Annotated in this window: 4 protein-coding genes; all 4 read left to right on the top strand. The window is 49.5% G+C overall.

Translation table 11 applies throughout. The annotated features are described in order from the left end of the window. Positions 1-21: 21 nt before the first annotated feature. The gene (locus ACWB0I_RS04740) at positions 22-1,083 is read left to right on the top strand and encodes an aldose epimerase family protein (RefSeq protein WP_479386889.1); all 1,062 of its coding nucleotides are present in this window, start codon (positions 22-24) and stop codon (positions 1,081-1,083) included. Positions 1,084-1,090: 7 nt separating this feature from the next. Beyond that, positions 1,091-2,512, top strand: a complete 1,422-nt coding sequence (locus tag ACWB0I_RS04745) for a glycoside hydrolase family 125 protein (protein ID WP_479386890.1) — start codon at positions 1,091-1,093, stop codon at positions 2,510-2,512. Positions 2,513-2,869: 357 nt separating this feature from the next. Continuing rightward, positions 2,870-5,869, top strand: coding sequence for a GH92 family glycosyl hydrolase (locus tag ACWB0I_RS04750; protein WP_479386891.1), 3,000 nt, complete (start codon positions 2,870-2,872; stop codon positions 5,867-5,869). A 43-nt stretch (positions 5,870-5,912) separates the two neighbouring features. After that, the coding region (locus ACWB0I_RS04755; RefSeq protein ID WP_479386892.1) for a GH92 family glycosyl hydrolase at positions 5,913-6,868 on the top strand (956 nt) is incomplete at its 3' end.

Below are 6,868 nucleotides of genomic sequence, written 5' to 3' on the forward strand. Positions count from 1 at the left end.
AAAGGAGAGGAAGAGCCCTACATGGAATTAGTTGACGCCAGACGATTCCGAAAAAAACTGCGTGGAGTTGATGTTGACCTGTTAACCTTACAAAATGGAAACGGCCTGCAAATGCAGGTTACCAATTACGGCGCGCGTGTGGTCAGCTTATTGTTTCCCGACGCCCACGGAAATATTGGCGATGTGGTTTTAGGCTATGATGATCTGGATGCTTACATTCAAGACCCCTATTATGTTGGGGCCGTAATCGGCCGATGCGCCAACCGAATTGCCGATGGAAGATTTTTTTTATTTGGTAAAACCTACCAGTTAACCGTTAATGCCCACAACGATCACATGCACGGAGGCACCTTTGGTTTACACGCCAAAGCCTGGATCATGGAGCAGATTTCGGAGAGGGAAGTGTTGTTGAGCGTGGGCTCGCCTGATGGCGAGGAAGGCTACCCGGGATCGGTCAATTTTGAAACGCGTTATGTTTTGCGTGAGGACAACAGCCTGTACGTGGAATTTAAGGCGCGCACAGATCAACCTACCATAGTGAATATGACCCAGCACGCCTATTTCAACCTTTCCGGCCAATTTTCGAAGACGATTCACAATCATCGGCTTAAACTGGAAGCGGATTATTTTACGCCCATGAACGAACGCTTGATCCCCACTGGCGAAATTCGATCGGTGCAGGGCAGTGCCTTTGATTTTACCCGACTGCGTGAGATTGGCAAACATTTTGCCAGTCGGGATGAACAGATGACCATAGCCGGCGGATACGATCACAATTTTGTGTTACGTCGGGCCAACAAGCGCATGGTTAAAGCGGCCACAGTTGTGGAAGAGCACAGCGGTCGAAAGCTGGAAGTCTTTACCAGTGCGCCCGGTCTTCAGTTGTACACCGGAAACCAGCTGGCCGATACGTCGGGTAAACAAGGGATGGAATTTGGAAAACACAGCGCCTTCTGTCTGGAAACCCAGCACTTTCCGGATGCACCGCATCATCCCCATTTTCCGATGATCGTTCTGATGCCGGACCAAATCTATCGCCACGAGATTGTTTATCGTTTGAGTCTGCTTGAAAAAACTGAATGAGGATCGCATGGATCGCAGACAATTTTTGAAAATGAGTAGTCTGTTTGCGACAGGAAGCATGCTTGGCCTGCCACAATGGGCAGGGGCCCGTTCCCTAAAATCAGGACGGCCACCTGTACAGGCCCGCAAGTTCGTCAGCCAGGCTGTGGAAGAAACCATCCGCCAGACCAAAGCAAACATGGCCGATAAAGAATTGGCCTGGATGTTCGAGAATTGTTTTCCCAACACGCTGGACACAACCGTGGAATATTCCGAGTGCAACGGCCGACCGGAAACCTTTGTCATCACAGGCGATATCCCGGCCATGTGGCTTAGGGATTCGTCGGCTCAGGTTTGGCCTTATTTGAAACTGGCCGGCCAGGACGAACAGTTGAAAACACTGATCGCCGGTGTCATTAACCGGCAGGTCGATTTCATTTTAATGGACCCGTACGCTAATGCCTTTTACAATGAGCCCAAACTGGGCGAGTGGGCCAAAGACCTAACGGACATGAAGCCCGGCATTCATGAGCGCAAGTGGGAAATCGACTCCCTGTGCTATCCCATGCGCCTCAGTTACGGTTACTGGAAAACCACCGCAGACACTTCCGTCTTTGGGACAAAATGGAAAAAAGCGGCCTTAAGCATTTACCAGACTTTTAAGGAACAACAACGTTTAAAAGGCCCGGGGCCTTACCGCTTCATGCGCGTTACAGCCAGGGCAACCGATACTCTACCCATGGGCGGCTACGGTTTTCCCACACGCAAGATCGGCCTGATCCATTCCATGTTCCGTCCTTCGGATGATGCCTGTATTTTTCCTTTTCTAATTCCTTCCAACTGGTTCGCCGTACGCAGCTTGCGGCAGATGGCAGAAATCTTTGAAGACGTGTTGAACGATGCCACCTGGGCGTCTCGTTTTGCTCAATTTGCCGACGAGCTTGAAACCCTGTTAAAGCAATACGCGCTACTGCAGCATCCGCTTCATGGCCGGGTTTGGGCCTACGAAATCGACGGCTTTGGAAACCATCTGTTCATGGATGATGCCAATGTACCCGGACTGTTGTCATTACCTTACCTGGGAATAGTGGAAAAAGAAGATGAAGTGTACCGCAACACACGTCGCCTCATTTTGAGCGCGGGCAATCCCTACTTTTTTAAAGGCAAGGCGGGCGAAGGGATTGGCGGACCGCATGTCGGGCTGGATTACATCTGGCCCATGAGCATCATCATGCGTGCCCTGACCAGCGATGATGAAAATGAGATTCTAAGCTGTCTGAAAATGCTTAAACAAACGCATGCCGGCACGGGCTTCATGCACGAAGCGTTTCATAAAGATGATCCGCAAAAGTACACGCGTAGCTGGTTCGCCTGGGCTAACACCTTGTTCGGAGAATTGATTTTAACCCTGCAGGAAAATAATCCTGACCTTTTGAAGAGGGAAATTTAAGGTGTTTACGGAAAAGGTTAGAGAGGACGTGATTGGCAAATCAGCAAGAGCAGGGTCGGCTGAAAGCACGGGTTACTGACGCTTGCTGACGTCTGGTGGGAAAGAGGTTTTTGAGAGGCAGAAATCTTTCAACAGCGTTCTGCTCATGGGAAATTTCGAATCGATTAGCTGAAAGCGCCTTGCAGAAAAGGCTTGGCGCTTACCCCATTAAACCAGGATGGATCATCTGAAAAGAGCGTACGTTTGAGCGTCATTCCTGCCCGGGCAGGAAGCCCCATCAACCTGCAGGGATGTTGGTTATTGTTGATGTTCGGTGGGAATGGCCGGGAAATGGAAACAAAACAGAGGAGTCATACAATGAATAAGAGCTTATTCATCACTTTTTTATGGTGTCTTGGTTTGTTTGGCGCGGAAAAAAACTTTGTGCAGTATGTGGATCCGTTCATCGGGACTTCGGGCAACGGGCACACCTTTCCAGGAGCCACCGTGCCTTTTGGCATGGTGCAATTGAGTCCTGATGCCGATACCAGAGGCTGGGACTATTGCTCCGGTTACCGCTACGAAGATGACAACATTTTAGGTTTTTCCCACACGCATCTCAGCGGTACGGGCGGGGCCGATTACGGGGATGTTTTGTTAATGCCTTTTACCGGCGCCGTTCATTTTACCCCTGGCAGCAAACAACATCCGGATGAAGGCTACCGCAGTCGAATCGATAAAAAGCAGGAAGTGGCCCAACCCGGATTCTACAGCGTTTTTCTGACAGATTACCAGGTAAAGGCCGAGTTAACCGTCACAGCGCATGTGGGATTTCACCGCTATGAATATGCGGATGAGCAGCCGGCCAAACTATTGATCGATCTGGTTCATGGTATTGGCGATGCTGCGCGTGCATGTTACCTGCGTCAGATCAGTCCCACAGAAATGGAAGGGTTGCGTCGTTCTGCGGGCTGGGCCAAAGATCAATGGCTCTATTTTGTCATGCAGTTTTCCACTCCTGTGCAAAGCGTGGTTTTTCAGAAAGATGGACAAATCGTAAACGATCAGCAGGAAGTTCGGGGTAAGGAGGTCAGAGCCGCGCTGGATTTTGGTCCCTTAAAGGGCCGGCCGCTGTTAATTAAGGTGGCCCTCTCTGCAGTTGATCCTCAGGGAGCCAGGAAAAATCTGACTGCTGAGTTAAGCCATTGGGATTTTGATCGTGTGCGTCGCCAGGCCAGTGAGCAATGGAATAAAATCCTGGGAAAAATTGAAATTGCCGGGGCCACCGCGCAACAGAAAACCGTTTTCTACACCGCTCTGTACCATGCCTTTATTCATCCCAATATTTTTACCGATGTGGATGGCCGTTACCGCGGAATGGATCAAAAGATTCATGTAGTCAGGGATTTTAAATATTACACCCTGTTCTCCTTGTGGGACACCTTCCGCGCGACCCATCCGCTGTTCAATTTACTCATTCCAGAAAGGAATAACGATTTTGTCAAAACTCTGCTGGCCAAATATGATGAGGGCGGACTTTTGCCCGTCTGGGAATTGGCCTCCAATGAAACCTGGACCATGATTGGCTACCATGCGGTACCGGTGATTGCCGATGCCTTACTCTCCGGCGCCAGTAATGCGCATCTGGAACACGCCCTGCAAGCCATGAAACACAGCGCAGAACAGGATCACCAGGGGCTGAATTATTACAAAAAAATGGGCTTCATTCCCATGGATCGGGAAGACGACTCGGTTTCGCGCACTCTGGAGTACGCCTATGACGATTGGTGTATTGCTCTGCTGGCCAAAAAGGCGGGGAAGATGGATGACTACCGTTATTATTTACGCCGGGCAAAGAACTATTTGAATGTCTTTGATTCAACCAGCGGATTCATGCGCGGACGCTATTTTGACGGACGCTGGAAAAGACAGTTTAATCCCGAGGATTCTTACGGATTGGGCGCCGGCGAGTACACCGAGGCCAATGCCTGGCAATATTTGTGGTTCGTACCGCAGGATATCAGCGGCTTAATTCGTGCCATGGGAGGAACGCGAGCTTTTGAGCAAAAGCTGGACGCCTTTTTTAACACAGAAGTGCAAAACAAGGAACATTTGCCAGCCGACGTTTCCGGCCTGGTAGGACAATATGCTCAGGGCAATGAACCCGACCATCATGCGCCCTATCTTTACAACTTTGTCGGAGCGCCTTACAAAACGCAGAAAATCGTTCGCCATATTATGGACACCTACTACACCAGCGGACCGGAAGGCCTGTGTGGCAATGAGGATTGCGGGCAGATGTCGGCCTGGTACATTTTTAGCGCCCTGGGCTTTTATCCGGTTACACCGGGTTCAGGACAATTCATATTGGGCAGTCCACTGTTTAAAACGGCCAGGCTGCATTTGCCAGATGGTCAAACCTTTGTCATCAATGCGGCCAACAACAGCGCGCAAAACATCTATGTGAAAAGTGCGCGGCTAAATGGGCAGGCGCTTAATAAATCGTACATTACCTTAGAGGATATTTTGCGTGGTGGCCGGTTACAATTTGAAATGTCTGACAGGCCGAATCGTTCATGGGCCGCGGAAGAGAAGAATTGGCCCAGGACAGTAATTGATCCGCAATTGAAGCCGATTGGAAGCGATTACCTTTTTGTACCCTATTGTATGAGCGACGTACGTCTTTTTTCTTCTGAATTTACATTGCAATTAGCTCACATTGATGCACGGGCCCGCATCTACTACACTCTGGATGGCAGTCAGCCAACCACGAATGGTCTGCTGTACGAGCAACCTATTGTTCTGACAAAAACGACCACCCTCAAAATGTTTGCTGAGCTCAACGGCCGGCACAGTGAAATCGTGGAAGAAAAATTCATCAAGAGCCATTTCCGCAAGAGCGCCGATTCGGAATTTCCGGCTGTGCGTTTGAAATACGATTTTCATCCCCGTTACAAATTTGCCGGGGCCAATGGGTTGATGGACGGCGTGCTGGGCACTACGCAATTTACAGACCAGCGCTGGCAAGGCATTGAGGAAAACGATTTGGTGGCTACCATTGATTTTGGCCAACAGACCGGCATAAAAACCGTACGTCTGCGTTTTTACGAAAATCAGGGGTTCTGGATTTTTAGTCCCCTTTGGCTGGAAGTTCAGACTTCAAACGATGGGCAGCATTTTCAAACCGTAGGTAAAATTACCAATAAACAATTCGGTCCTTTCAGAGGCATGCGCATTGTGCCTTTTAAATTGGAGCAAATCAACCGGAAGGCGCGCTATTTACGCATCATTGCCAAGAATGTAGGACACAATCCACAATGGCATCAGGCGGCCGGCGGTAAATCGTGGCTGTTTATCGATGAAATTATTGTGGAATAAAAACAGATTAAGCCAGAAGAAAAAAACAGGGAGACTGCGTCCAATGAAAATATTTTGGCTGAACTTTTTAACCGTCGTTTTTTCATTGTATTTAATAACGGCCTGTCAACAACGGCAAGATATCATTCAATATGTCGATCCTTTTATTGGCACTGGCGGCAACGGGCATACCTTTCCCGGCGCAACGGTTCCCTTTGGAATGGTGCAGCTTTCACCAGACGGGAACACAGCCGGCTGGAACTGGTGTTCCGGTTATCATTACAGCGATTCCTCGATTATGGGCTTCAGTCACACACATCTTTCAGGAACGGGCATTGGTGATTATGGCGATGTGTTACTCATGCCTCAGGTGGGAACCGTTAAACTGCAGCCCGGAACCAGAGAAAATCCGGATGACGGCTACCGTTCCCGCTTTAGCCATCAACGGGAAACGGCCCGTCCGGGCTATTATGCGGTGTGGCTGGATGACTATGGCGTAAAAGTAGAGTTAACAGCCAGTCCGCGTGTCGGCTTCCACCGCTACACCTTTCCGGCCACTGACAGCGCATTTGTCCTCATTGATTTAAAACACGGCATCAACTGGGATCGCGTACGGGATTTGTACATTAAGAAGATCAATGACCGGCGATTGGTTGGCTACCGTCTGTCGTATGGTTGGGCCAAGGATCAACATATTTACTTTGTCATTGATTTCAATAAACCGTTTGAACAATTTGTCCTGGCCGTCAATGATACTCTCAAACCAGAGCTAATGGAGGCCCGCGCTCAAAACATCAAGGCCTATGTCCGGTTTAAAACGCAGGATAAAGAGCAGGTGCTGGTCAAGGTAGCCATATCGGCTGTGGATGTGGCCGGAGCTATTAAGAATCTTAAGACCGAGATAGCGGATTGGGATTTTGACCGGGTACGTAAACAGGCAGAAAACCAGTGGCGCCAGGCCTTAAGCCGGATTGAAGTGAGCGGCGGTACAGAAGAAACAAAAACCATTTTTTACACTGC

Source organism: Caldithrix sp., from assembly GCF_056497305.1.